Source organism: Ruegeria sp. CDSC068 (assembly GCF_059610545.1).
The window spans coordinates 13,417-35,242 of sequence record NZ_JBXWNV010000012.1; the positions used below are offsets into that span (position 1 = coordinate 13,417).

At 56.5% G+C, this 21,826-nt stretch carries 28 protein-coding genes and 1 tRNA gene; 13 read left to right on the forward strand and 16 right to left on the reverse strand.

From position 1 onward, the window contains the following. Window positions 1–60 precede the first annotated feature (60 nt). Window positions 61–136, reverse strand: a tRNA-Thr gene (locus AC2FID_RS19825). Window positions 137–299: 163 nt separating this feature from the next. Between AC2FID_RS19825 and AC2FID_RS19830 the strand changes: the two genes are divergently transcribed. Then, the gene (locus AC2FID_RS19830; protein WP_496757884.1) at window positions 300–1,196 is read left to right on the forward strand and encodes a hypothetical protein; all 897 of its coding nucleotides are present in this window, start codon (window positions 300–302) and stop codon (window positions 1,194–1,196) included. A gap of 13 nt (window positions 1,197–1,209) precedes the next feature. On the opposite strand, the gene AC2FID_RS19835 is transcribed toward AC2FID_RS19830, so the two are convergent. Continuing rightward, window positions 1,210–1,476 (reverse strand): DUF2312 domain-containing protein, encoded by a 267-nt coding sequence (locus AC2FID_RS19835; protein WP_058272185.1) that lies wholly within the window; start codon window positions 1,474–1,476, stop codon window positions 1,210–1,212. Window positions 1,477–1,636: 160 nt separating this feature from the next. On the opposite strand from AC2FID_RS19835, the gene AC2FID_RS19840 reads away from it, so the two are divergent. Next, complete coding sequence (locus AC2FID_RS19840; RefSeq protein WP_109313464.1) at window positions 1,637–1,855, forward strand: hypothetical protein; 219 nt, start codon at window positions 1,637–1,639, stop codon at window positions 1,853–1,855. Window positions 1,856–1,864: 9 nt separating this feature from the next. Here AC2FID_RS19840 and AC2FID_RS19845 read toward each other — a convergent pair whose 3' ends face one another. Further along, window positions 1,865–2,080, reverse strand: a complete 216-nt coding sequence (locus AC2FID_RS19845; protein ID WP_058277021.1) for a hypothetical protein — start codon at window positions 2,078–2,080, stop codon at window positions 1,865–1,867. A gap of 245 nt (window positions 2,081–2,325) precedes the next feature. Between AC2FID_RS19845 and AC2FID_RS19850 the strand changes: the two genes are divergently transcribed. From AC2FID_RS19850 to AC2FID_RS19865, 4 genes are read left to right on the forward strand one after another with little or no spacing between them, the layout of a single operon-like run. Continuing rightward, window positions 2,326–3,189 (forward strand): MBL fold metallo-hydrolase, encoded by an 864-nt coding sequence (locus AC2FID_RS19850; RefSeq protein WP_282153485.1) that lies wholly within the window; start codon window positions 2,326–2,328, stop codon window positions 3,187–3,189. A 32-nt stretch (window positions 3,190–3,221) separates the two neighbouring features. Then, complete coding sequence (locus tag AC2FID_RS19855) at window positions 3,222–3,644, forward strand: YeeE/YedE family protein (protein WP_058272188.1); 423 nt, start codon at window positions 3,222–3,224, stop codon at window positions 3,642–3,644. After that, window positions 3,644–4,075, forward strand: coding sequence for a DUF6691 family protein (locus AC2FID_RS19860; RefSeq protein ID WP_108861819.1), 432 nt, complete (start codon window positions 3,644–3,646; stop codon window positions 4,073–4,075). The genes AC2FID_RS19855 and AC2FID_RS19860 overlap by 1 nt, the downstream gene beginning before the upstream one ends. A 9-nt stretch (window positions 4,076–4,084) precedes the next feature. Then, entirely contained in the window at window positions 4,085–4,516 is a 432-nt protein-coding gene (locus AC2FID_RS19865) for a protein tyrosine phosphatase family protein (protein WP_108861797.1), read from the forward strand. Between the two features lie 18 nt (window positions 4,517–4,534). Here AC2FID_RS19865 and AC2FID_RS19870 read toward each other — a convergent pair whose 3' ends face one another. From AC2FID_RS19870 to AC2FID_RS19890, 5 genes are all read right to left on the reverse strand, one after another. Then, window positions 4,535–5,641: a FliM/FliN family flagellar motor switch protein gene (locus AC2FID_RS19870; protein ID WP_496838350.1), complete on the reverse strand. Its 1,107-nt coding sequence runs from the start codon at window positions 5,639–5,641 to the stop codon at window positions 4,535–4,537. A gap of 77 nt (window positions 5,642–5,718) precedes the next feature. Next, window positions 5,719–8,397: an ATP-binding protein gene (locus AC2FID_RS19875; RefSeq protein ID WP_496838352.1), complete on the reverse strand. Its 2,679-nt coding sequence runs from the start codon at window positions 8,395–8,397 to the stop codon at window positions 5,719–5,721. Then, window positions 8,397–8,699, reverse strand: coding sequence for a hypothetical protein (locus AC2FID_RS19880; RefSeq protein WP_496838353.1), 303 nt, complete (start codon window positions 8,697–8,699; stop codon window positions 8,397–8,399). Before AC2FID_RS19880 ends, AC2FID_RS19875 begins: the two co-directional genes overlap by 1 nt. Continuing rightward, the gene (locus AC2FID_RS19885; RefSeq protein ID WP_058272302.1) at window positions 8,696–9,076 is read right to left on the reverse strand and encodes a response regulator transcription factor; all 381 of its coding nucleotides are present in this window, start codon (window positions 9,074–9,076) and stop codon (window positions 8,696–8,698) included. The genes AC2FID_RS19880 and AC2FID_RS19885 overlap by 4 nt, the downstream gene beginning before the upstream one ends. 76 nt (window positions 9,077–9,152) lie before the next feature. Then, window positions 9,153–10,448, reverse strand: a complete 1,296-nt coding sequence (locus tag AC2FID_RS19890; protein WP_496838356.1) for a short-chain fatty acyl-CoA regulator family protein — start codon at window positions 10,446–10,448, stop codon at window positions 9,153–9,155. Window positions 10,449–10,652: 204 nt separating this feature from the next. Here AC2FID_RS19890 and AC2FID_RS19895 point away from each other — a divergent pair, with 204 nt between their 5' ends. The 4 genes from AC2FID_RS19895 (at window position 10,653) to aat (ending at window position 13,870) form a co-directional block, all read left to right on the forward strand. Then, on the forward strand, window positions 10,653–11,189 hold the full coding sequence (locus AC2FID_RS19895; protein WP_058272193.1) for a LuxR C-terminal-related transcriptional regulator: 537 nt from the start codon (window positions 10,653–10,655) through the stop codon (window positions 11,187–11,189). 149 nt (window positions 11,190–11,338) lie between these two features. Further along, window positions 11,339–11,830: an acetyl-CoA carboxylase biotin carboxyl carrier protein gene (gene accB, locus AC2FID_RS19900; RefSeq protein ID WP_496838358.1), complete on the forward strand. Its 492-nt coding sequence runs from the start codon at window positions 11,339–11,341 to the stop codon at window positions 11,828–11,830. A 9-nt stretch (window positions 11,831–11,839) separates the two neighbouring features. Continuing rightward, window positions 11,840–13,189, forward strand: a complete 1,350-nt coding sequence (gene accC, locus AC2FID_RS19905) for an acetyl-CoA carboxylase biotin carboxylase subunit (protein ID WP_058277013.1) — start codon at window positions 11,840–11,842, stop codon at window positions 13,187–13,189. A gap of 48 nt (window positions 13,190–13,237) precedes the next feature. Continuing rightward, entirely contained in the window at window positions 13,238–13,870 is a 633-nt protein-coding gene (gene aat, locus AC2FID_RS19910) for a leucyl/phenylalanyl-tRNA--protein transferase (protein WP_496838360.1), read from the forward strand. Here aat and AC2FID_RS19915 read toward each other — a convergent pair. The 6 genes from AC2FID_RS19915 to AC2FID_RS19940 form a co-directional block, all read right to left on the reverse strand. Then, the gene (locus tag AC2FID_RS19915; protein ID WP_282169164.1) at window positions 13,825–14,193 is read right to left on the reverse strand and encodes a DUF2155 domain-containing protein; all 369 of its coding nucleotides are present in this window, start codon (window positions 14,191–14,193) and stop codon (window positions 13,825–13,827) included. The two genes, aat and AC2FID_RS19915, sit on opposite strands and share 46 nt — an antisense overlap. After that, complete coding sequence (mlaD, locus tag AC2FID_RS19920) at window positions 14,190–14,642, reverse strand: outer membrane lipid asymmetry maintenance protein MlaD (RefSeq protein WP_058272198.1); 453 nt, start codon at window positions 14,640–14,642, stop codon at window positions 14,190–14,192. The genes AC2FID_RS19915 and mlaD overlap by 4 nt, the downstream gene beginning before the upstream one ends. Before the next feature lie 13 nt (window positions 14,643–14,655). After that, a complete protein-coding gene (locus AC2FID_RS19925; protein WP_282169163.1) occupies window positions 14,656–15,039 on the reverse strand; it encodes an NADH:ubiquinone oxidoreductase subunit NDUFA12 in 384 nt (127 codons plus the stop codon). A gap of 79 nt (window positions 15,040–15,118) precedes the next feature. After that, complete coding sequence (locus tag AC2FID_RS19930) at window positions 15,119–15,493, reverse strand: Rid family hydrolase (RefSeq protein ID WP_282169162.1); 375 nt, start codon at window positions 15,491–15,493, stop codon at window positions 15,119–15,121. A gap of 63 nt (window positions 15,494–15,556) precedes the next feature. After that, window positions 15,557–16,822 carry an ATP-dependent Clp protease ATP-binding subunit ClpX gene (clpX, locus tag AC2FID_RS19935; RefSeq protein ID WP_058272201.1) on the reverse strand — a complete coding sequence of 422 codons (1,266 nt, stop codon included), beginning with the start codon at window positions 16,820–16,822 and terminating at the stop codon, window positions 15,557–15,559. A 134-nt stretch (window positions 16,823–16,956) separates the two neighbouring features. Beyond that, a complete protein-coding gene (locus AC2FID_RS19940; RefSeq protein ID WP_108861785.1) occupies window positions 16,957–17,589 on the reverse strand; it encodes an ATP-dependent Clp protease proteolytic subunit in 633 nt (210 codons plus the stop codon). 328 nt (window positions 17,590–17,917) lie between these two features. Here AC2FID_RS19940 and AC2FID_RS19945 point away from each other — a divergent pair, with 328 nt between their 5' ends. Together AC2FID_RS19945 and AC2FID_RS19950 are read left to right on the forward strand one after the other, a co-directional pair. Next, on the forward strand, window positions 17,918–18,259 hold the full coding sequence (locus AC2FID_RS19945) for an ArsR/SmtB family transcription factor (protein ID WP_109313386.1): 342 nt from the start codon (window positions 17,918–17,920) through the stop codon (window positions 18,257–18,259). 214 nt (window positions 18,260–18,473) lie between these two features. Continuing rightward, a complete protein-coding gene (locus AC2FID_RS19950) occupies window positions 18,474–18,611 on the forward strand; it encodes an entericidin A/B family lipoprotein (protein WP_199528492.1) in 138 nt (45 codons plus the stop codon). Window positions 18,612–19,701: 1,090 nt separating this feature from the next. Here AC2FID_RS19950 and AC2FID_RS19955 read toward each other — a convergent pair. Together AC2FID_RS19955 and AC2FID_RS19960 are read right to left on the reverse strand one after the other, a co-directional pair. Next, window positions 19,702–20,154 carry a hypothetical protein gene (locus AC2FID_RS19955; protein ID WP_234999150.1) on the reverse strand — a complete coding sequence of 151 codons (453 nt, stop codon included), beginning with the start codon at window positions 20,152–20,154 and terminating at the stop codon, window positions 19,702–19,704. Window positions 20,155–20,270: 116 nt separating this feature from the next. Beyond that, window positions 20,271–20,585 carry a hypothetical protein gene (locus AC2FID_RS19960; RefSeq protein WP_496838364.1) on the reverse strand — a complete coding sequence of 105 codons (315 nt, stop codon included), beginning with the start codon at window positions 20,583–20,585 and terminating at the stop codon, window positions 20,271–20,273. A 294-nt stretch (window positions 20,586–20,879) separates the two neighbouring features. On the opposite strand from AC2FID_RS19960, the gene AC2FID_RS19965 reads away from it, so the two are divergent. Then, window positions 20,880–21,773: an FRG domain-containing protein gene (locus tag AC2FID_RS19965; protein WP_496838366.1), complete on the forward strand. Its 894-nt coding sequence runs from the start codon at window positions 20,880–20,882 to the stop codon at window positions 21,771–21,773. Window positions 21,774–21,826 lie beyond the last annotated feature (53 nt).

Here is a 21,826-nt window from a genome sequence, read left to right on the forward strand (position 1 = left end):
TCCGAATGGGACAGATTCAATCTGTTCACACGGTCGTTCCGGCAAGCTATAGAGATTTAGTGGTGCCCCCACACGGACTCGAACCGCGGACCTACTGATTACAAATCAGTTGCTCTACCAGCTGAGCTATAGGGGCGCTGGGTGTCGATTACTTTCTCTTTTAACGGACTGCAAGCCTCAATTTTCATCCAAACTTAGGGATTTTGGATTTTCGTTGTGATGCGACCGATCACCTTTAAGTGGGGGCTGTGGATTTGACTGTCCCTGGCACAGCCTGTAACTCGACAGGAGGTTCAGGAATGCAAGGACAAGAACCAAACATGCAGGTTGCAATCCACGCAGGCGCGGCATTTACCGATGAGGGGCGACTGCTCAGGTCGTTGCAAGCCAATGGGGACGTACTGGCTCGAAATGGTGCGACTTTCTTTGGTCCTCGTCGTTACCGGCAAGTGTTCAAACCCGCATTTCAGGCCTTGAATACGCGCCCTCCATTACCGGATGAGATTGAAAGTATGCGGGGCAATCTTCCTATCCACCCAGAGGCAAAGCGCGCCATTTTCACCAGCGCCGAATTCATTGGCGAGAAAGACCTGGTTCTTGCCGGTGGGCAATTCTATCCTTCCGCGGGCAAACGCTTATCTGTTCTGGAAGAGTCCTTTAGCGATTGTCAGTTGGAATTGTATCTGGCGCTCAGGAACCCCGGTAGTTTTATCCCAAAACACCTGATGTCATTACCGGAACAGGCGCGCGAGGACGTGATCCGCAACAATGATCTAAGTCACCTTAGCTGGGTTGAGATGATCGAAGATGTTCGCGACTTTGCCCCCGCAGTGCAGATCACCCTGTGGTGCAATGAGGACATCCCGCTCTTGTGGGGGGACGTTGTGCGCAGCGTCGGCGGGCTTGCTGCGGACGCTACGATCAAAGATGAGTATGACCTGCTGATCTCTTTGCTGACCGAAGAAGGTCAATCACAAGCGCAGGCGATTCTGGACCAGGTTTCGACGCTTTCACAGGCTGAGACCCGAGACGTTCTTGCAGACATTCTGGCAAACCATGCTCAGCCGGACAAAATGGAAGAAGAACTGGACCTGCCCGGCTGGAGCGATGAGATCATCGACGCATTTTCCGAACTGTACGAGCAGGATCTGACCAAGTTGGAAACGATGGCCGGGGTGAAGGTCCTGAAACCCTAACCCCAGGCCCGGCTCACATGCCCAACGCTTCCTTATACATTTCAAGTACCGCCTCTTCTTCGGCGATATCGTCCTTGTCGCGTTTGCGCAGCGCGATGACCTTGCGCATCACTTTTGTGTCGTAACCGCGGGCTTTGGCTTCGGCCATGACCTCTTTCTGCTGCTCCGCCAGGTCCTTTTTTTCGGCATCCAGGCGTTCGATCCGTTCTACGAACTGACGCAGCTCGCCCGCTGTTACACGGTAGTTGGCGGCGGCCTGATCTTCGGTCACGTCTTCCATATTCATCTCTCCAAAAGGCTGCGATCTGATGCATTAGCAACGGCAGTTAGCCGGATACCTTGCCGCCGCGTGGGCTGCAAGCATCCAATCCTCGATGGGCTTGTGCGCGGTCGGTCGATCCGCTAAGCGCAAACAGGATTTGCGGAAAAATGTGGGAACCATGTTCGAATTCATCACCTGGGGCGGTGCCGCCCTGTCACTAGCTGGCCTGCTGGGTCTGGTTTGGTGTATCTTGCGTGTGATGAAAGCGCGCAAATCCGGCCTGTCGGACGATGAATTGCGCGCTGCTGTTCAAAGCGTTCTGCCGTGGAATCTGGCTTCGCTTTTTCTTTCTGTGATTGGCCTGATGCTGGTGATCTTGGGAATCTCGTTCGGCTGATACTTCGCCTCAGACCGGCATATTGTCGAACTGCGCCTCTATGGCATCTTCGCACAAAGCCGCATCCAGGTGACGCAGGCGCGATGGCACGTGCATGCCTTCCTGACGCATCCGATCAATCACTTTGGTTACACTGGGCTGAAGCGCAAGCCGGGTCTCAAAACAGGCATTCTGCAGCTTTTGCTCCAGATGTTCGGCTTCGGAATACAAACTTTTTGCAGACATTTTATTCCTCCCAATTTCTATCACTGTCGCCGATATAGGTAACGGTTTTAAGACCTGGTTATCCTGGCGAACAAACGCGCGGAAAACTGCCTGTCGCCCACCCGGTATCGGCAACCTAAGGCAGAATGATTAAATTCTAATCGGATTTGGATTAACTTGCCTTGACACGCATCAAATCAAAGAATGCCGGTTGCATCATATTCTGAAAAACATATATGATAAACTGCGCGCTGACGGAGAGCCAGATGACACCAATTGTGAAAGCGTTTTTCGACCCTGAAACCAATACGGTCTCATACCTTGTGCAAGAACCCGAAGGGACGGCCTGCGCAATCGTCGACAGTGTTCTGGACTTCGATCACGCCTCAGGGCGAACGAAAACCAGCTCGGCGGATCAGATCGTCGCTTATGTTCGCGACAATGAGCTAAGGGTAGAGTGGATTCTGGAAAGCCATGTGCATGCCGACCACCTTTCGGCGGCACCCTATCTGCAACAGGAACTGGGCGGAAAGATCGGTATCGGTGAACAGATCGTAACGATCCAGGAAACCTTCGGGAAAATCTTCAATGAAGGGACTGAGTTTCAGCGCGACGGCAGTCAGTTCGATGCTTTGTTCCGCGATGGCGACAGCTTCCATGTTGGGCAGATGCGTGGCGATGTTTTCCACACGCCCGGCCATACGCCCGCCTGCATGACATATGTGATCGGAGACGCGGCATTTGTCGGTGACACGCTGTTCATGCCGGATTTCGGCACCGCGCGATGCGATTTTCCCGGTGGGTCTTCGGAAATGCTGTTCGAGTCGATCCAGAAGATCCTGGCCCTGCCGGATGAGACGCGCATCTTTGTTGGCCATGACTACAAAGCTCCGGGGCGTGATGAATTTGCCTGGGAGACCACTGTCGGAGAGCAAAAAGCCCTGAACGTCCATATCGGACAAGGCAAATCAATCGAGGAATTTGTCGAGATGCGTGATGCCCGCGATGCGACCCTGCCCATGCCGCGCCTGATCCTGCCGTCCCTGCAGGTCAATATGCGGGCCGGACAGATGCCGCCTGCGGACGAACAGGGCGACGTATTCCTGAAGGTGCCGATCAACAAGTTGTGACGCAGACCCATCAGGCGAACTGAGGATAACGAATGTACATTGAATGGATTTGGGGGCTTGCCGGTGGCCTGCTGATCGGCCTGGGCGCCGCAGTCTACCTTCTGGGCAATGGGCGCATCATGGGCGCCAGTGGCATTCTAGGCGGGCTGGTTGATGGCAGTGACCGCACGTTAGAACGCCTAAGCTTCATCGCAGGCGTCATCGCGACACCGCTTGTTTTGAGCCCCCTGCTCTCTTCTGCGCCCATGACACATCTGACCGACAATTTCGCAGTGATCGTCATCGCCGGCCTTTTGGTTGGCGCAGGAACGCGCATTGCCAATGGATGCACCTCGGGGCACGGGGTATGTGGTATTTCTCGATTCTCCGTCAGGGGCATCATCGCGACGTTGATCTATATCGGCGCAGGTGGGGCAACAATTGCCCTGATGCGCCATGTATGGGGGCTGATTTGATGCGGGTTCTCGTATCAATGCTGGCTGGATCTCTGTTTGGTGCCGGCCTTTTGATCTCGGGCATGACCGATACCACCAAGGTTCAGGGGTGGTTGGATGTGTTCGGGAACTGGGATCCCACCCTGGCATTTGTGATGGGCGGCGCGATCCTGCCGATGCTCATCGCGTGGAGAATGACGGCCCACCGCAGGCCGCTGACCGGTGGTCAGTTTCCTAAGATGAGCCCGCCCGAGTTGGACCGTCGCCTGATTATCGGTTCCGTGATGTTTGGCATGGGCTGGGGCTTGTCCGGGCTTTGTCCTGGACCTGCCATCGCGTCCATAACCTATGGCGGCCTTGGCGGCCTCGTGTTTCTGGCTGCGATGATCACAGGAATGTTTGCGGCGCCCGGGCTTGGTGCACAACTGGACAGATCCGCAAACGCGGCCTAAGCAATTGCCATGGAGATTCGACCAATAACCCCCCGCTATGCCGTCTCGCCCCAAATCACGGTCGAGGACGTCCCAGCCATCGCCGCAGCTGGTTTCGTTAAGGTCATCTGCAACCGTCCCAATACGGAAGTTCCACCAACCATGCAGTCGGATGCAATCGGACAGGCCGTCCGGGCAGCCGGGATGGAATATGAGGTTCTGGAACTGACCCACCAGACCATGACGCCCGGCAATGTTGCCCTGCAACGAGAATTGGCTGAAAGCTGCTCTGGCCCCGTCTTAGCCTATTGCGCGTCGGGCACGCGCTGCTCGGTGGTTTGGGCTTTGGGTCAGTGCGACCACATGAGCGCGGACGAGATCCTCGAGGCCACAACCAAGGCAGGTTACATGCTGGACAACCTGCGCCCCGCGCTGGAGCATATGCGCGGTTCTGACGGCTAAGGACCTTTGGCGCTCAGGTCAGGTTGCATCGGGAACGTCGTCCAATCCCGTCAGACCTGCCAGTTGCGAAATCTCGGCCGCCATCTGATCCGGGCTACCAAAGCCTAGATCGCCCTCCAATTCGTTCAATGCCACTTCATCTATCGGTACGACCTCATGCGCGGGATCGATTGGCATCGGATCTTTCAGAGTGTCCGGAACTGGCGCGCTGCTTCGCGCTTCCAGAAACTCGGGCATTTCAGCTTGCTCCAGCGCCGCAGCCGAAGCACATTCGTTCAACCGTACTGCGCGCATTCCTCCGCATTGCCCCAAACGTCCAATTGCAGCCCGCGTTCGACCAATTGTCAGGATTTCCGCACGATCCAGCCGTGATCCGGTCAACGGAAGGACATCCCCAACTGACAGCCTGGACAGGGTTACCAATGGCACTGACATCCTACCGATCACCGTATTCAATTCGGCCCGGGCAACCCCCGACGCTTGCTCAAGCTTCGGGCCGGCAGCAACTTGAATTTCATCATCGGCCCCCTGCTCTGACGGTGTATCGGGCAACAGGACTGTGATCTGCCCCTGTCGTAGCCCGCCGCCAAGTTCTACTGTCAGGTCAAACACGCGATATCCGTCTTCGACCATAGCCAGCGACAATGAACGCAGATCCGCCATCCGCGCCCGGAATTCATAACCGGTTAGACTGGATTGATCGGCGGTTGTATCGACCAGCGCGACGGCCCTGGTCAAAGCGTCCTCGACCAGCGGAGCCACCATTGCTGCATCCGTATCTGTGTACTCCCGTGCTGTTGGCGGGTTCGGCATAACTTCACCAATTGTCTGCACTTGCACGATCGCTGACACGACCCCCATATCCACGCAAATCGCAGCGGACATCCCGTCCGCGTTGCCCAGGCGCAGCAGCATCCAGTCCGCATCAATCACCTCAGCCAGCGTGTCCTGAGCTTTGAGAGACTGCCTTGCACCGATCACCGATAGCGGCAGCTGGAACTGATCCCCTGCCGTTCGCGCAAAGGCCAGTCGAAGGGCACGAAGAACGGAACGCGGCTTTTCGCCTTGTTCTTCTTGCCCTGCTGAAAGTTTGCGCGCCAAAGCTGTGCTGACAGACTGCGTCATGCCCGATACCGATTTGAGTTTCTGAACCTGATATCCGGTCTAACCCGAGGCGGGTTACCAATGTCTTTATGGGTGCATCATTGTGCAGCTTGCCGGTGCGCCAGCGGAAGACGGACGCGAAAGGCCGCGCCGCCCTGTCCGGGAAGATAACTGATCTCGCCGCCCAGACGCTGCATGATCTCGCGGCAGATCGCCAGACCCAGCCCGGCACCACCCGCCTTGTCCCCACCAACACGGGCAAACTTTTCAAACACCATCGACTGCGCTTCGGGCGGGATGCCACTGCCGTTATCGGTGAAATCAATGACGACCTGCCCCCCGACATCATGGGCCGAGATGGTCAGAACGGGTTCATCCGCGTCGCAATATTTCCGCGCGTTCGAAATCAGATTGATAAAGACCTGCCCCAACCGATCGAGATCAGTGTTCAGCGGAATACGCTCGGACGACCGCGAGCGGCGAATCCTGAGTTTTGGATGTGACCCCGCCAATGCGCTGGAGACCGCCCGATCCAGGATCGAACCAAGGGTATCCCCACCCATATTCAGGCTCACACGACCACTTTCCAGAACGCTCAGGTCCAGCAAATCGTCCAGCAGGCGAGTCAGCCGTAGCGCCTCATCATGGATAATCGCGGCATAGCGCGTTTGCTCTTCGGCACTCAGACCGTCCGTATCGCGCATGATCTCGGAAAAGGCTCGGATTGAGGTCATCGGCGTCCGCAATTCATGGCTGACCTGACTAAGGAACCCGTCTTTTTGTTCCGAGATCTGCGTCAGCTTGGTATTCGCCTCCCGCAATTGGCGCGCGGTACGGCTGAGCTCGGCGGATTTGGCCTCAAGCTGGCTGGAATATTCCAACAGTTCCGCCGACTCGTCAGCCACCGCAAGCAAGTCCTCAACCGAAACGGACGATCCACCGACAATCTGCCCGATCATCGCATGGGCCGTGGCCGCGCCGACCGAGCCGCTGAGTTCACGTTCCAGTCTTTCCAAAAAACCCGGCGTGGGTTCCGGCAGGCTTGTCCGTCCACCCTGTGCTTCGGCCTCGTGCTGAAAGAACTCCTGCGCCGGGCCAGAGCCCAGAATGCGCTGTGTCATGATCATCAGGTCTTCGCTTTGCGCCACCGACCCGGTCCAGCCAGCCGGTGAGACCGAGTGGTCAAAAACATTGACGAACTGCGCACCCTGAAGACGCTCCAACGGGCTGGGAAAGCTCAGCAGGGACGCGGCGCAGAATGCAGCCGTGTTCAACGCCAATGACCACATAACCGAGTGGACCATGGGGTCCATTCCTTCGATCCCGAAAAGGGCCCTTGGGCGCAGCCAGCCCCACCCGAAGGGACCGTTCTGCAACACCGAGTCGGGCATTATTGCCCCGCCCATCCCCGGTAGTAACAAGGTGTAAATCCACAGCACAAAACCAACCGTCAGCCCCACCAACGCCCCGGTTCGCGTGGCCCCGCGCCAGAACAACCCTCCTACCAGCGCTGGCAGGATCTGGGAAATGCCCGCGAAGGCCACCAGCCCGATCGACGCCAGTGCAGCCCCACCGCCCGACAAGCGGTAGTAATAGTAACCCAGCGCCATGATGACCGCGATGGACACGCGCCGCGCCATCAGCACCACGTTGCGAACATCACCCGAGACCGAACCCGCCCCCCCTTGCGTGCTTAGCCAGATCGGCATGACCAGATGGTTCGACACCATGGTCGACAACGCCATTGCCGTCACGATGACCATAGACGTGGCCGAGGAAAACCCGCCGATAAACGACAGCATCGCTAGCCAGTCGTTCCCCTGCGACAAGGGCACCGTCAGCACGAACAGGTCGGGATTCGAGCCTTCGGGCATCAGGTCCAGACCCACGACGGCGATGGGCACAACAAACAGGCTCATCAACAGCAGATATAACGGGAAAGCCCAGGCAGCGGTTCTCAAGTGCCCCTCATCCGCGTTCTCTACCACCATCACCTGAAACATCCGCGGTAGACAGATGAATGCGGCGGCCGAGAGGAAAATGAAGGTCGTCCAACGTCCGGCATCCACGTTCCATTGCCCAATCTCCGAGGCATCGATGCGATCCATCATCGGGCCAATCCCACCCGCAACGCCCCAAACAACGAAGATGCCGACCGCAAGCAAGGCGAACAGTTTGACGACCGATTCCAACGCAATGGCGGTGACCACACCGTGGTGACGCTCATTCGCGTCCAGATTTCGAGTGCCAAATAGGATAGCAAATACCGCCAGGCCCGCAGCTACCCAAAACACACTGGAACCTTCTCGGTAGAGGCCCGAGGGATCAGCCTCGGCAAAGATGGAAAAAGACAGTGTAATGGATTGCAGCTGCAACGCGATGTACGGCGTTCCACCCAAAACGGCCAGAATGGTCACGCAAATGGCCAGCGTGTTGGATTTTCCGTATCGCGAGGAAATCAAGTCTGCGATGGATGTTACCCGCTGGGTGCGTCCGACCCGAACGAGCTTGCGCAGACCCCACCACCAGCTGAGCATCACCAGCGTTGGCCCAAGGTAGATCGTAACAAATTCCAACCCGGACCGCGCAGCATTTCCGACCGCGCCGTAAAAGGTCCAAGCCGTGCAATAAATCGACAGCGACAATGTATAGATCAGCGGAGACCGCAACCACGCCCCTCGGCCAGCGGCCGCCATCCGGTCAGCGGCAAAAGCCACCGCGAACAACAGAACGACATAGCCGAGGCAAACCAGGATCAGAACGTTTAGTGTGGCCATCAATCCGACTCTGCCTCGGCATTGTCACTTACAACCATTCGTCTGGCTGCAAATCCAAAGATCAGACTGATTATGATCAGCAAAGCCCAGCACGCGAAGATATACAGAATTGCTGAAGACAGCGGCACACCATCATCAGATGAACCTTGGCTTGGCCAGAGCAGCGGAATGGCAACAAGAGCCGCCCCCAGAATGGGCAAAAGACGCGCGGCATCCATCAACCTGCGGCGGCGATAACTTTGACGCTCGAGAAATAGCGAAGGCCGGACCCCTTGGGGTTTACGATCTTCGCCCGTGTTCATGACCGCGTTGCCTGCGCGTGCAGGTCTCGTACCGCTGTCAGCACTTCGGCGTTGGAAAACGGTTTGGTCATAAAGCGGCTGACCCCGGCATTTTCAGCCATTTCCCGGTCGCGCGATTGCCCGCGCGCGGTCAGCATCAAAACGGGCAAATGCTGCATGCCCTCAAGCTCGCGCAGGTTGCGCAAAATCTCCATCCCGCTTTTGCCGGGCAGCATAACGTCCAGAATGACCAGATCAGGGTTTGCGCCCTGAATGACTTCTATCGCATCCGACCCTTCTGCGTGCGTTTCAACCTGCCATCCCTCGCGGGTCAGCAAAAATCGAATGGCCTCAGCGATGTTGGGCTCATCCTCAATTAACAGAACCTTACGGCTCATATGTTCCATTCCTCCCCATGACAGGTTCTGTCCGTGAACCTGTCGGCGTCAGCTTAAGCCTTCTGTCAGGAAACTGTCAAAAACCTTCGCTCAAAATCGACGGCTCGCGGCGCGATGCACAGGCGTCATTCGGGCAAACCCGGCAGCTTGGGCCGACCCGGGTCACGGATTGCGCGCTCGGAGCCCCCTCTTCCACCGCTCGGACAAGCATGACTGAATGATAGGCCGGCGCATCGTCATATCCTGAAACTGCCTGCGGCCACGCGTAGGCATAGCAGTCGAACTCGGCCGCTGTTCGGCCCAATTGCACAACACGTTTGCGGATCGGAACCAATGGTCTGTTCAGCGCCTGAAAGATGGGCCAAAACGGGCAGGCTTCGCCAAAGCGTGGCATGGCGAAACCCGGCACGGATTTACTGAACAGGATACTGCCGGACGCGTCACAGACCACCAACCCGGTGGGCCGCCCTAGATATCCTTCGGGCAATGTAGCCAGCCGCCGCAGGACTGTCGGGATATCTACTGAAAACCGTGCCGCCAGAGCCAGCGGATCAGGCTCGGCCTCGGTCAGAGCCTTCTGTAAGTCGTCCAGAGGCATGGCTCTGACATCTGCGGCGTAGGTATCCAGATATCCCTTGGTCACAGTCCGCGCTGCCGCCGATTCAATTGCGCTCAGGTCAATGTCCGCGCCGCTTCCGCCCGCTTCTATCTGCGGGAAATGGTAGCTGTTGGCCTGAAAAAAAGCCTCAGCATCCTCCGAGGGAACACCGCGGCGGTCATCGTCCGCCTCAGAATCATCCAAATATGCCACTAGAGACTTGGAACTGTCAGCTAGCCTTTCAGCATCCTGGTGCAGGTTACGGTGGAACCGATCGCGCCACTCGGGCTCGATTTCCTGCGTGTCGGCCAGAATCGCCGCCGTTGAACGAATGGCAGCGGCCGTTGACAGCACCTCGTGCATCGACGCGGCAAGATGTGGATCATGCGTCAACCGATCGGACAGGGTTTCAACCGTGCGCTCAAGCGAGACGACCCGGCGGTGCATCTGCGCCAGAACTCCGGCCCATCCGGGAAACCGGCCTGCGAACTCTTCAAGCGCGTCCACTTCGGCCTGCTGTCCAACCGCATCTGCAGCAGCCTCGCGCAGCGCCGAAATCAGCGTAGCCTCAATCCCTTGAGTGAGCAGCGAAGGCTCAACAGACAGGGCATGGGCGATGTCCACGAGCAGCTTGCCCCCGATCCGGCGGCGATTGTGTTCGATCAGATTCAAGTAAGACGCCGAGATCCCGACCTGCCGCGCAAGCTCGGCCTGCCGCAGACCTGAGATTTGGCGTCGCTCGCGAATGCGGCTACCCGTCAGCGTGTCGCGCATGTTACATCACCCAATTCGACCCATTCTTTTCAAAACTCCCATTAAATTTCTAAAGCTTAAAGGCCGATTTTCATAGCCCATTTACAGCATTCACAACTGCGATTACGGATGGCCCGTACCTTCCACCCCAGCAATCGGTGCCCAATCTGCCAAATCTGCATCCACCCTCTTCTAATTTTCCCGAATTCCTTGCACGATAGCCGGATGAGCGACCCAGCTTTCGAATATGCCCCCATCGGATTGGTCGAGTTGGAAAACCGCATCATCCGACGCTGCAATCTGCAATTTGCTCGCACCTTTGGCGGCGAGGAAGCAGAGTACCGCAATATGCCTCTGCTGCATCTCTACCCGTCGGTCGCGGACTGGGAGAGGATCGGACAGCGCGGCCTGAAAGCGATGCAGGACACAGGATATTATACCGACGAACGAGTTATGCGCCGTCGCGACGGTGATCTATTTTGGTGCCGTGCACGCGGACGATCCCTGACGCCGGACGACCCGTTTCGCCATGGCATCTGGAGCTTTTCTGATATCTCCGAAGACCGCCCGCTGGTCGAACTGACAACCCGCGAACGCGAAGTTGCAATCATGTCCTGCCGTGGTCTGTCCGCCAAGGAAATCGGCGTCGAGTTGGGGCTGAGCTATCGCACAATCGAGGCTTACCGCGCCCGTTTGCTAGAGAAGTTCGGCGCGCGCAAACTACCGGAACTTGTGGCAAAACTCTCAGGCATGCCCCTTTAATCCGTTTCCCCCCGAAATATTGGGCAAAACCCCCATCTGACATGCCGAGACTGCGCTTTTCATGACCGTCCGCATAGCTTATAACGCTGCGTAATCAGACCAAAGCCCGCGAGAACAGACGGGCCAAAGGGGAACCGTCGAGGACACTCATGACAGATACCAAACACGAAGCGGACGTGGCATTCATCAAGGCACTGGCCGAACTGCTGCGCGAAAATGACCTGACCGAACTGGAAGTCATGCGCGAATATGGTGATGACGACAGCTTGAATGTCCGCGTCAGCCGTATGTCGCAGGTCGCGCCCGCCCCTGTTCAGATGGCCGTACCGGCAGCGGCACCAGCACCCGTAGCAGCAGCCGCTGCACCTGTCGAAGCTACGGCGGCACAGGAAGATCCGGCCAGCCACCCGGGCGCTGTCACCTCGCCCATGGTAGGAACCGTTTATATGCAGCCCGAACCGGGCGCACCTTCCTTCATCAGCGTCGGCGCATCGGTGTCCGAAGGCGACACTCTGCTGATTGTCGAAGCGATGAAAACCATGAACCACATTCACGCGCCCAAATCCGGAACCATCAAACGCATTCTGGTCGGTGACGGTGATGCGGTGGAATTCGGCACCCCTCTGGTCATCGTTGAGTAAGGCGGTCCCATGTTCGACAAGATCCTGATTGCCAACCGAGGCGAGATCGCCCTGCGGGTCATCCGCGCTGCCCGCGAGATGGGGATTAAGACGGTTGCCGTCCACTCCACCGCCGATAGCGACGCGATGCATGTGCGCATGGCGGACGAATCGGTCTGCATCGGCCCTCCGCCCAGCCCGCAAAGCTACTTGTCGGTGCCCGCGATCATCTCGGCGTGTGAAATCACTGGCGCGCAGGCGATCCACCCCGGCTATGGCTTCCTGTCCGAGAATGCCGAATTCGTGCAGATCGTCGAAGACCACGGCATCACCTTTATCGGCCCCACTGCCGAGCACATCCGAGTCATGGGCGACAAGATCACCGCCAAGGACACGATGAAGGCGCTGGGTGTGCCTTGTGTTCCGGGTTCGGACGGCGGCGTGCCCGATCTGGAGACGGCCAAGAAAATCGGTGAGGAATTTGGTTACCCCGTCATCATCAAAGCCACCGCTGGCGGTGGCGGTCGCGGTATGAAAGTCGCGATGAGCGCGGATGAGATGGAAAGCGCATTTATGACCGCACGTGCCGAGGGCAAAGCCGCCTTTGGCAATGACGAGGTCTATATCGAGAAATACCTGACCACGCCCCGCCATATCGAGATCCAGGTCTTTGGTGACGGCAAGGGCAAGGCTGTGCATCTGGGCGAACGCGACTGCTCGCTGCAGCGCCGCCACCAGAAGGTGTTTGAAGAGGCACCCGGCCCCAGCATCACCCCGGAAGAGCGCGCCAAGATCGGTAAAGTCTGCGCGGACGCCGTAGCAAAGATCAACTATATCGGCGCCGGAACCATCGAGTTCTTGTATGAGAACGGCGAGTTCTACTTCATCGAGATGAACACCCGCCTGCAGGTGGAACACCCGGTGACCGAGGGCATCTTTGGTGTCGATCTGGTGCGCGAGCAAATTCTCGTCGCAGCTGGCGAACCGATGTCGTTTGGTCAGGACGATCTTGTGATCAACGGCCACGCCATCGAGGTCCGGATCAATGCAGAAAAGCTGCCGAACTTCTCACCCTGCCCAGGCAGAATCTCGGCCTTTCATGCCCCCGGCGGTCTGGGTGTGCGGATGGATTCGGCACTGTATGATGGGTATTCGATTCCACCCTATTACGACTCTCTGATTGCCAAGCTAATCGTACATGGCCGCGACCGGGCCGAGGCGCTGGCACGACTAGATCGCGCATTGGGCGAACTGATCGTGGACGGTATCGATACAACCGTGCCGCTGTTCCATGCGTTGCTGCAAGAGCCGGAAATCCACAACGGTGATTACAACATTCACTGGCTGGAACACTGGCTTGCGGCGAATATGGCCCAATAAATCCAAGGGACCAGAGGGCACTTGCGCTCTGGTCCCCGGGTATCGCGCATGAGCCTGACCCCTGAACTTTTGCTACACGGCTATTCCATTGGAATTTTTCCGATGGCCGAACACCGCGATGACCCGGAACTGTTCTGGGTCGATCCCAAGTTTCGTGGCGTTTTTCCGCTAGATGGCTTTCATATCTCGCGCAGCCTCGCACGCCGCATTCGAAAGTCCGGCTTTTCCATCAGCATCAACCGCGATTTTGCCGGAGTGGTCGATGGCTGCGCTGATCGGGCAGACACCTGGATCAATGCAGAATTGCGCCACCTTTATCAGCAACTCAACCTCGCGGGCCGGGCCCATTCGTTGGAGGTCTGGGATGAGGACGCACTGGTCGGCGGCGTTTATGGCGTTACGCTGGGTGCGGCGTTTTTCGGCGAAAGCATGTTTTCCCGCCGAAAGGATGCCTCGAAAATAGCGCTGGCTTATCTGGTGGATCGCTTGCGCCAAAGCGGATTTCTCTTGTTTGACACCCAGTTTCTGACCGCTCATCTGGCGTCTCTGGGAGCGATCGAGATTCCGCGCACGCAATATCGGCACGCGCTTGAAGAGGCGATCAATGCCAGTGCGGATTTCGTAGCAGCAGTGCCTCAGTCGCCCGATGCAGTGATACAGCGCATCACCCAGACGTCGTAACGCGCATGGTCCAGCGCATTCAATGCGGGCGACGTGGCAATCATCCAACCGTCAAACAGTTGATCTGTCCTGCCTTTTTCCCAGATCGTCAGATAGGCGAACGCATCACCGGTCGGGTTGTCCGCTGGATAGCGACAATCGCCCAAGGCCACATCCAACCCAAAAACCGGCAATGTCTGACCATTCCGCATTTCAACATCGACGGTCTGACCGCTGACCTTGTCCAGACCACGCAGCATTGCGCCAGGACCGGATTGGGCTTTTTGCTGGGCCGTGGGCCCCGTCGCGACCAGCAACGCTGCAATCAGGGCAAATCGCTTCATTCGCTTCCGTCCCCGGCGACAAACTTGACCAGCAGGGAAATCAGACTGACGGCACCTTGCGTATCTTCGACTTGATCGCCCGCTTCAAAGTAGAAAGGCGAACCACCCGGCATAACCTCGACAAAGTTGCCGCCCAGCAGCCCTTCGGATGAGATGACAATCGCGCTGTCGTCCGGCACCAGAATTCCGTCAGAGATCGAGAAGGTGGTATCGGCGCGATAGGTTTCGGGATTCAGGTCTACACCGGTTACAGTGCCGATCTTGACACCAGCAAGGCGTACGTCGGTGCCGACGCCTACCCCTTCCAAGGAACGGAAAGAGGCGCCCAGTTCATAGCCGCCACTGCTTTGCGACAGGCCGGTGGATTGGCTGGCGTAAACGCCAAATGCGACGGCACAGGCTAAGACGACCCCACCGACCAGAACTTCGGTTGCATTATAACTCGACATTGCTCGCCTCGTGTTATTCCGGGCTCCAGGCCTCGTAGTCCTTACGCTCGACCGGGTCTGTGCGGCGCAAAGAACCTGCCGGCGTATAAGCCAAAGCAGAGCCTGTCAGGTTTTCCTGATGCGGTTTTTCCCAGGATTTGTGTTTCAGCGGTTTGTCCGTCGGCGGCTCATCCCAGGTGCGGTGCAGCCAGCCATGCCAATCCGGATCAACCCGGCTCGCCTCAGCCTCACCATTGAAAATCACCCAACGTCTGCTGTCGTCAGCATTGTGGTAAAACACGTTGCCTTCGTCGTCTTCACCGACCTTGATACCCTTACGCGATGTATAAATCTGCGTATTCAATGTGGATCCGTTCCACCAGGTCACGGCCCGCAAAAGACTGTTCAGGATTCCCATCAGTTGCCTCCGGCATTTCTGTACCTGCAGATATGGACCAAAGCCTCACTAAGGTCCAGTGTCACAAGGATCGCAGGCCCTATTTCGGCAGAACCGCGGTCACTTCAATCTCGATACGGTCTTTTGGCGTTATGAGGTTGCATTCGACAACTGTCGCTGCAGGCGGGTTGTCACCAAATGCGTCTACCAACAACGGCCAGCAAAGTTCAAACTCAGTCATGTCCGGCAAATAGTAATTGACCCGAACCACGTCCGCAAAACCGGCTCCAGCCTCGGCCAGCGCTTTTCCAATCGCCTCCAAGGACGACTTGCACTGCCCTACAATGTCCTCCGGCACGTTGTCACCTTGGGCGCAAGTCCCGGCGACAAAGACGAAACCATTTGCAACCACAGCACGACAATAGCCAACTTTGGCCTCGAATTCTCCGCCAGATGAAATGCGCCTGATTTTCATGCTTACCTCCAAAAGAAAACGGCGCGGTCAATCCCGCGCCGTCTTGGTAATTCTTGTTGTGCCTTATCCTGCCGAAGCTGATTCCGCGGCATCCGCGTAGATGATCAGGGGCTGCTTGTCAGACGACACCGCCTCTTCGTTCACCACCACTTCGGTTACGTTCTTCATGCCCGGAAGTTCGAACATGGTGTCCAGAAGGATATCTTCCAAAATCGAGCGCAATCCGCGCGCGCCGGTTTTGCGTTCAATGGCCTTCTTGGCGATCGACTTCAGCGCATCATCAGTAAAGGCCAGCTCGGCATCTTCCAGTTCGAACAGGCGCTGGTATTGCTTGACCAGAGCGTTCTTGGGCTTGGTCAGGATGGTGACCAGTGCATCTTCGTCCAGATCTTCCAGCGTCGCCAGAACCGGTAGACGTCCAACGAATTCCGGAATCAGGCCGAACCGCAACAGATCCTCGGGCTCGAGATCCTTGAAAATTTCACCCACGCCGCGTTCATCATTGTCCCGCACGTCCGCGCCAAAGCCCATGGCCGAGCCTTTACCGCGCTGTGCGATGATCTTATCCAAACCTGCAAAAGCACCACCGCAGATGAACAGGATGTTCGTGGTATCCACTTGCAGGAATTCCTGCTGCGGATGCTTGCGCCCGCCCTGTGGCGGCACACTGGCCACGGTGCCTTCCATCAGCTTAAGCAGCGCCTGCTGCACACCTTCACCCGATACATCGCGCGTGATGGACGGGTTTTCGGATTTGCGCGTGATTTTATCGACTTCGTCGATATAGACGATGCCGCGCTGCGCGCGTTCGACATTGTATTCGCTGGACTGCAGCAGCTTGAGAATGATGTTTTCAACATCCTCACCTACATACCCGGCTTCGGTCAGCGTGGTTGCGTCCGCCATGGTGAACGGCACATCCAGAATGCGCGCCAGCGTCTGCGCCAGCAGCGTCTTACCGCAGCCGGTTGGGCCGATCAGCAGAATGTTGGACTTGGCCAGCTCAATATCGCTGCCGGCCTTTTGGGCATGGTTCAGACGCTTGTAGTGGTTGTGCACCGCCACCGACAGAACCCGCTTGGCGGTGGCCTGACCGATAACGTAATCGTCCAGTACCTCACAAATGTCTTTGGGCGTCGGCACGCCATCGCTGGACTTCAGGCCGCTGGCCTTCGTCTCTTCGCGAATGATGTCCATACACAGCTCGACGCATTCATCACAGATGAAAACGGTCGGGCCGGCGATCAGCTTGCGCACCTCATGCTGGCTCTTGCCGCAGAAGCTGCAGTAGAGCGTGTTTTTGCCGTCACCGCCTGAATTCGTCGCCATGTTCTACCTTTCGGGCTTCGTCCCTGCGGTCCGTTTGGAACCGCGCATGCCACATGTTGGTGCAGCTTAGGCCACCACCGGGGCGGCTACAATCTCAAAAATGGCCCCCACGCCTGGGGCGTGGGGAGATATTATTAGGCCTCGTCACCGTCCATTTTGGCGCGATTTTCGACGATTTCGTCGATGTGACCCCAGTCTTTCGCCTCTTCCGGGCTCATGAAATTGTCACGGTCCAGCGCTTTTTCAACCGCCTTTTTGGTCTGACCTGTATGACGCACGTATATGTCATAAAGGCGATCCTTCAGCTTTTGCGTCTCGGCCGCGTGAATCATGATGTCGCTGGCCTGGCCCTGATAGCCACCGCTGGGCTGGTGCACCATGATCCGGCTGTTGGGCAGAGAGAAACGCATTCCCTTCTCGCCGCCGGCCAGCAAAACCGACCCCATCGAGGCTGCCTGACCGATTACCAATGTCGAACATTTGGGCTTGATATACTGCATTGTATCGTAAATCGACAAACCGCTGGTAACCACGCCGCCAGGCGAATTGATGTAGATCGAGATTTCTTTGTTTGGATTTTCGGCCTCGAGGTGCAGCAATTGCGCGACGATCAGGTGGCTCATCCCGTCGTGGATCGGACCGTTGATGAAAATGATCCGCTCTTTCAGAAGGCGCGAGAAAATATCATACGCGCGTTCACCCCGGCTGGTCTGCTCGACGACCATGGGAACGAGCGTATTCATATAGGTGTCAACGGGATCGAACATGAGAACCTGCCTGTTTTGCTATGGATCGGGACATTACCCGAAGAAACGTTACCCGAGTCTTAGTGTCGCCACGGGGGGGCTGCAAGGGGGGCTCAACAGATCGCACTCCAACCGTCCAAAATAGGTGGATAGTATGATGTCGAACGTACCGAAGTCGCCGATGTCAATGCGCGGTTTGATGCTCTAAACAATAAGTTCCCCTTTTCCCATCACGGCATTTTGATCCATGCATATGGAAATTCATGCACAGAACGTGTAGCAATGCGAACCGCTTTAGCGAACCACTCACAAAAGTGCCCCCACACCAGGGCCCAAAAGGAAAACAGCAATGGCATTGCCTCAGATTTCACAGAATATGACGTCTGACGATTTCGACCGGATGGCGGGAAATGCGACCCGCGCATCGAATTTCCTCAAGGCGATCAGTCACGAAGGCCGATTGATGATCTTGTGCCATCTAGTCTCTGGCGAAAAATCCGTGACCGAGCTTGAGGATCTACTGTCCGCACGACAGGCTGCTGTTTCGCAGCAGCTGTCCCGCCTTCGTCTGGAAGGCCTTGTGATTCCCCGACGCGAAGGCAAAGCAATTTACTACCGTCTTGCTGATGACAGACCGCGCCGTATGCTTGAAGTGGTGTACGAGCTGTTCTGCGCGGGCGATAAGGACTGATTTCGTTCATCTTTCCACCGCACCCGACGCGTCAGTCCAATCTTTTCGATCGGAACGATCCGTTGTCGGTGCGGCCACACCCCACCTTCACAATCCATGCGGTCAATTGGCTCGGCAGCTTCGTGTTTCTACGCCCGTTGCAAGCACGGTAAAATACTGGTTCCAGCAAATAAAAGCTGCTACGCCATGTATAGAAAATCAAATGGAGGTACTGATGATCCGAGCAATTCTAGTAGGGCTGGCAATGTTTACCCTTGCAGCGTGCGAGACGACCAAGGGTGCAGGCAAAGATATCGAAAAAGCAGGCGATGCCATCCAAGAAGCCGCGACTGACGTTCAGCAAAATATCTGACGCAATTCAGGATGTTGTGAAGGCGCAACTTCCACATACAAGATATGGTTGAAGATTGCAGCCAACCAAGGTACACTCCTTGGCACAGGTGCATAGACGCGGCATTGCATATCTGACACTTCGGGGTTCTTGTGCATCCACAAGAACCCCGTTCCCGTTTTGCGGGGGGGGCAGAGTGGTAGCCTGGATAGACCTGAGAAAAGGAAAAGGCGTCAGGTGCGCAGACGCGGTCCATGCATGTACCCTCGCGGATACTCCTGACGCCTTGCCGGGTCGATGCGCCCGAGGGACGCCCCGATCCAGTTGCCCCGACCCTGTTACAGGCCACGGCCGCTGCTCGGCACCCTAAGATGCTTTACAGCACGCATCGACCTTCTGAGAGTCTGATCATCTGACCCGGGTCTGACACCCAATTCAGCTGACCATCCACCGGTAAGCCTTTGCATATAAAAGCCAACCCTAAGACTTGCCTTTATTGCCTCGACCCCCTTTGGCCTTTGCGTCCCACCCTGGTTCCTAAGAACCGTTGCGGTAATAGAACTGTTACATCCGGGTGATGTTCCGACAAGGAAATAGCACTGCAGCATGAGAATTAGACGGGGATAAAGTGTTGATATCCGCTGGGAGAAAATTGTGGATAACTCCGGAAATTGAAACACCGTGCGGTCTTGGCAATGGAAAACGCTGAATTCGACGAAATGACCCGATTTTTTCCGTTTTCTGCACCTGCAAAAGCCATTTTACTGCCAATTGTGGATTTTCACAGCCTCAGAGTATCGAATCAGGCGTGTCTTGTGATTGCCCAGCCAGAGATAACCAGAGAATCCGGGGCCGGACGGCCCTCAGACCACAAGCAAAGCCGCGCTGAAGGTTCGCGAGAGCCTAAACCACAGGTACCAGGGAACGCCGCAATCCGGCACCGTGTGTTCAGGACCCTGTCACTTGCAGCCAAGATGCCGCCCGACCCGTCCCCCCTGAGGAGACGCTGTGTCCGTTTATGAGAAGCGTTCCGACCCGACCGAGATTACCTACTACGCGCTGCAACACGGTGCAGCCAGTACCCCCTACGGCCGGCCGGGCCGGAGACGCTTCAGTTCACCTGACGTTCGAGTACAACGCTGTACGTTGTCCCGCGACGCAGGCTACGGAAATCCGCGTAAATCTTGCCGTCCTGATAGCGCGCATCCACCAGCGCATTCACACCCACCTGCGGATCGGCCGAGCTTTCGACGATGCCGATGGTGCCTGACCCATCCAGACTGATGGTGCCGGTGGCGTCAAACACGCGCCAATCTGTGCCAGCATCTGGTCGCCACATGCTGGGCCCCCAGAACAAGTTGTCCTGCTGCTGCTGGATATCCAGCACCCACTCTCCCTGATGAAAGCGCGGCGCATCGCCGGTGGTCACCCGGGACGGCGAAACCTTGGTATAGGTGCCCGTCCAGGCACCGCGCAGATCGGGTGTGGTCTCGGCCATCGACGCCGTGGCAAGGCTGAGGCTTGTCGCCAGAGCGGCTGCTCCGGCAGTCATATATCTGGTCATGGGCTCTCCTCCAAAGTTCAGGGCCGTTGCTGGCCTGTTGAACAGATTGGAAGGGAGTGCGCAGGTTGCAACTTACCTAAGGGAAACTTCACAAACCGGTAATGTTTGCCTTATGCTCAGGCCAGCGCGGTGCCGAGGATGACCAGACCAATGCCTGCCGCCTCGCGATACGAGAAGTTCTCGCCGAACAGAAAGAACGAGGCGATGGCGATCAGAACAACCTCGGCTCCCAGAATGCCGGTATAGATGATGCCCAGCCGTTCCTCGCGCAGCGCGGCAAGCTCCAGCGTGGCCCCGGCCAGCAGGGTCGCGACGATCAGCAGGCCAAGACCCACGCCGGGGAGTTTCCACCAAAACTTCATCGCGATCATGGCCACGGAATAGAGACCCGCCGACCCGAGGGCGATGAGGGGGATCATGGATGTGGACACCTGAGCCTCCTGCAGAGGGTTCCGTTGGGTCAAATGTAGCAGGAGGGTGCGGTTGGGGCTGTGAGGTGGGTCACAGACGGATATTCAGCAGAACTGAGGGCCGCGACCGACCCGCGGGAAGACGCAAACGCGCCGCCCCATAGGTGCGGGCTCGCGCGGCCCGGCGGGCGGGTGGGTTCTTGGCACCAATGTCTAGCTAGAATTTTCTCTTGGGGTTTCTTCTCCAGCTTGTATTTAACCATTTTTCAATGATAGCAAAAGCCCATAGCAGAAACTACTTTGTGACGACTAGAGATGGCGAGACCAATAACGAGCTTAGAAGGGTTCGTTCGAAAGATAGCGAAACTAGCTAGCGAGAAAAAACACCAAAATCTTTTGTTTCGCGGCCATTCAAAGCAAGACTACAAATTAAAACCATCAATTTTTCGCAGCAAAAACCTTCGTCAATCCGAACACTTAATGACGCGCCAGCTTATGGCGTCACATCCTTCCGAATTCCAACAAGACTCAACAAATTTTGATAGATTAGTTCGCGCGCAACACTATGGGCTGCCAACCAGACTTCTAGATGTATCCAGCAATCCTCTAGTTGCTCTATATTTCGCCTCTGCCACAAACCCTGGAACAAATGGTCAAGTGGTCGTTCTTAAACCCGAGATAAGCAAACAAAAATACTTTGACAGCGATACTGTAAGCTGCATGTCAGCGCTCGCACTCCTTAAGAGCAACGAAAAAGAGGAAATTCGAGACCAGCTAAAAGAAGTTTGGAAAAAACCTTTTGATGCATCAAAAGGGCCATCTCAAGTATTAACCAAAGAGTTCAACGAAGAAATTGTTGATGAATTCAATGAACTTGATGTGATAAAGAAACTCGTCCAGCTCGTTCGGATAGAGAAACCGGACTTTCGACCGGTTCTCTTCCCAATGGATTTGATTAAAATTGTATCGGTTGTCCCCAAGAAAACCCACCCGAGAATATCGGCTCAAAGCGGTGCATTTTTGCTGTTTGGTCTGGGTAATGAGCCCAATGACCTGAACATGCCGGATGTTGCGATAGAAAAGTTCAACATTTCCGGGCCTTCCAAAGCAAAAATTCTGGACGAGCTTAGGTCCGTCGGGATTTCTGAGGATTCACTTTTCCCAGAAATTGAGAAATCAGCAATTCAGATATCTAGGCGGTACTCTTGATAAATTAAGGTTCTATGGCGCAGGTATGAATTCGACCTTTTGCCTCGAACGTC

Bases quoted from the DNA above. Each gene is read 5' to 3' on its own strand.
- AC2FID_RS19875 (WP_496838352.1), bottom strand. From the start codon at position 8,397: ATGGCCACACTAAACGTTCTGATCCTGGTTTGCCTCGGCTATGTCGTT.
- AC2FID_RS19925 (WP_282169163.1), bottom strand. From the start codon at position 15,039: ATGGGAATCCTGAACAGTCTTTTGCGGGCCGTGACCTGGTGGAACGGA.
- AC2FID_RS19845 (WP_058277021.1), bottom strand. From the start codon at position 2,080: ATGTCTGCAAAAAGTTTGTATTCCGAAGCCGAACATCTGGAGCAAAAG.
- AC2FID_RS19950 (WP_199528492.1), top strand. From the start codon at position 18,474: ATGATCCGAGCAATTCTAGTAGGGCTGGCAATGTTTACCCTTGCAGCG.
- AC2FID_RS19895 (WP_058272193.1), top strand. From the start codon at position 10,653: ATGAGCGACCCAGCTTTCGAATATGCCCCCATCGGATTGGTCGAGTTG.
- AC2FID_RS19930 (WP_282169162.1), bottom strand. From the start codon at position 15,493: ATGAAAATCAGGCGCATTTCATCTGGCGGAGAATTCGAGGCCAAAGTT.
- AC2FID_RS19890 (WP_496838356.1), bottom strand. From the start codon at position 10,448: ATGCGCGACACGCTGACGGGTAGCCGCATTCGCGAGCGACGCCAAATC.
- AC2FID_RS19835 (WP_058272185.1), bottom strand. From the start codon at position 1,476: ATGGAAGACGTGACCGAAGATCAGGCCGCCGCCAACTACCGTGTAACA.
- aat (WP_496838360.1), top strand. From the start codon at position 13,238: ATGAGCCTGACCCCTGAACTTTTGCTACACGGCTATTCCATTGGAATT.
- mlaD (WP_058272198.1), bottom strand. From the start codon at position 14,642: ATGTCGAGTTATAATGCAACCGAAGTTCTGGTCGGTGGGGTCGTCTTA.
- AC2FID_RS19840 (WP_109313464.1), top strand. From the start codon at position 1,637: ATGTTCGAATTCATCACCTGGGGCGGTGCCGCCCTGTCACTAGCTGGC.
- AC2FID_RS19915 (WP_282169164.1), bottom strand. From the start codon at position 14,193: ATGAAGCGATTTGCCCTGATTGCAGCGTTGCTGGTCGCGACGGGGCCC.
- AC2FID_RS19885 (WP_058272302.1), bottom strand. From the start codon at position 9,076: ATGAGCCGTAAGGTTCTGTTAATTGAGGATGAGCCCAACATCGCTGAG.
- AC2FID_RS19830 (WP_496757884.1), top strand. From the start codon at position 300: ATGCAAGGACAAGAACCAAACATGCAGGTTGCAATCCACGCAGGCGCG.
- AC2FID_RS19860 (WP_108861819.1), top strand. From the start codon at position 3,644: ATGCGGGTTCTCGTATCAATGCTGGCTGGATCTCTGTTTGGTGCCGGC.
- clpX (WP_058272201.1), bottom strand. From the start codon at position 16,822: ATGGCGACGAATTCAGGCGGTGACGGCAAAAACACGCTCTACTGCAGC.
- AC2FID_RS19965 (WP_496838366.1), top strand. From the start codon at position 20,880: ATGGCGAGACCAATAACGAGCTTAGAAGGGTTCGTTCGAAAGATAGCG.
- accC (WP_058277013.1), top strand. From the start codon at position 11,840: ATGTTCGACAAGATCCTGATTGCCAACCGAGGCGAGATCGCCCTGCGG.
- AC2FID_RS19880 (WP_496838353.1), bottom strand. From the start codon at position 8,699: ATGAACACGGGCGAAGATCGTAAACCCCAAGGGGTCCGGCCTTCGCTA.
- AC2FID_RS19945 (WP_109313386.1), top strand. From the start codon at position 17,918: ATGGCATTGCCTCAGATTTCACAGAATATGACGTCTGACGATTTCGAC.
- AC2FID_RS19870 (WP_496838350.1), bottom strand. From the start codon at position 5,641: ATGACGCAGTCTGTCAGCACAGCTTTGGCGCGCAAACTTTCAGCAGGG.
- AC2FID_RS19855 (WP_058272188.1), top strand. From the start codon at position 3,222: ATGTACATTGAATGGATTTGGGGGCTTGCCGGTGGCCTGCTGATCGGC.
- AC2FID_RS19850 (WP_282153485.1), top strand. From the start codon at position 2,326: ATGACACCAATTGTGAAAGCGTTTTTCGACCCTGAAACCAATACGGTC.
- AC2FID_RS19955 (WP_234999150.1), bottom strand. From the start codon at position 20,154: ATGACCAGATATATGACTGCCGGAGCAGCCGCTCTGGCGACAAGCCTC.
- AC2FID_RS19940 (WP_108861785.1), bottom strand. From the start codon at position 17,589: ATGTTCGATCCCGTTGACACCTATATGAATACGCTCGTTCCCATGGTC.
- accB (WP_496838358.1), top strand. From the start codon at position 11,339: ATGACAGATACCAAACACGAAGCGGACGTGGCATTCATCAAGGCACTG.
- AC2FID_RS19865 (WP_108861797.1), top strand. From the start codon at position 4,085: ATGGAGATTCGACCAATAACCCCCCGCTATGCCGTCTCGCCCCAAATC.